General features: G+C 71.1%; 1 pseudogene. It reads right to left on the bottom strand.

Features of this window, described 5'->3' with window-relative positions:
• Positions 1-1,027, bottom strand: a pseudogene (locus AX709_RS04905) (Ti-type conjugative transfer relaxase TraA); the annotation flags it as partial.
• Between the last annotated feature and the right edge of the window lie 101 nt (positions 1,028-1,128).

The raw sequence follows: 1,128 nt of genomic DNA, 5'->3' as shown, positions 1-1,128 counted from the left end.
GATCGCGGTGCAACCCGCCCGCCATGCTCTCCATGCGCTTCCCCAGCTTCTCCGCGCCGGCACGATCGCCGGCACGCTCCATGCTGGCGCGCGCCTCCTTCATGCCCTGCCACTGCTCCACAAAGCGGCCCGCGCGCTTCTCGGGGTCAATGCGGACCTGGCGCTCCGTCTCCATCGCCTTCGCCGCCCCGCCCGTGTTCCCCTCCGCCGCGTCGCGCGCGAGCCGGGGGTCACGCTCGATCGCGCTGGCAAGGTCACGCGCGGCATGGGGCCGGGTCGCGTCCAACGCCTCGCCGGCGCGGCGCAACGCGCTCTCCTGGTGCGCCAGCACCGGCAACCCCTTCTCCCGCATCCGGCCTATATCGGCCGCGGCGCGCCCATAGCGTTCGATCGCGCGGGCCTGCGAGGGCGCCAGCGGCCGATCGGCCGCGACGCGCTCGGGCGACGTCGTTTTCTCCGACATCGGTTTCGGCCGGAATCCCGCGAACATGCCGCGCGCCTTGTCGCGCACCTTCTCCGCCACTTGGCGCGCGCGTTCCGGGAACCGGATCTCGCCCCATATCTCCCGGCGCTCGGCGAACACGCGAGCCTGGTCCTGCGCGGGGACCGCATAGTCGCCGGCCATGTCCTTGCTCCGGTCGCGCGACAGGGCGCGGACGAGCTGGCGTTGGTCGGCGAAGTCGTTGCGGCCATAATGGAGCTGCGCCCCGTCGCGGTGCCGCGACATGCCGACATAAGCGCTGTGGCGGTCCATGCCGGGGGTGGCGAGGACATGGGCGCGATCGACGGTCACGCCCTGCGCCTTGTGGAACGTCGCCGCATAGCCATGATCGACATGGGCGTAATCCTTGGCGTCGAACGCGACCTGACGGCCCCCGTCCAGCCGGACGGTCATGCCCTCCGGCGTCACCCGCTCGATCGTGCCAAGCGTGCCGTTCTTCACCCCTAGCGACCGCTCGTTCCGCAGGAACATCAAGCGGTCGCCGCGCGCGAACGCGCGCGTCCCTCGGTCGGCGCTGAACGTCACGTCGTCGCCAAGGTCGCCGGTCGCGCGAAGCCGGCCCCGCGCCTCCTCGGGGTGACTACACGAAAGTGATGTATCTGCACGCTAAGGACGAACGGATGCCG

The sequence above is a fragment of the Sphingomonas sp. CCH15-F11 genome (assembly GCF_001557005.1).
GTDB lineage: Bacteria > Pseudomonadota > Alphaproteobacteria > Sphingomonadales > Sphingomonadaceae > Sphingomonas.
This window is presented reverse-complemented; position numbering and strand designations above follow the sequence as displayed.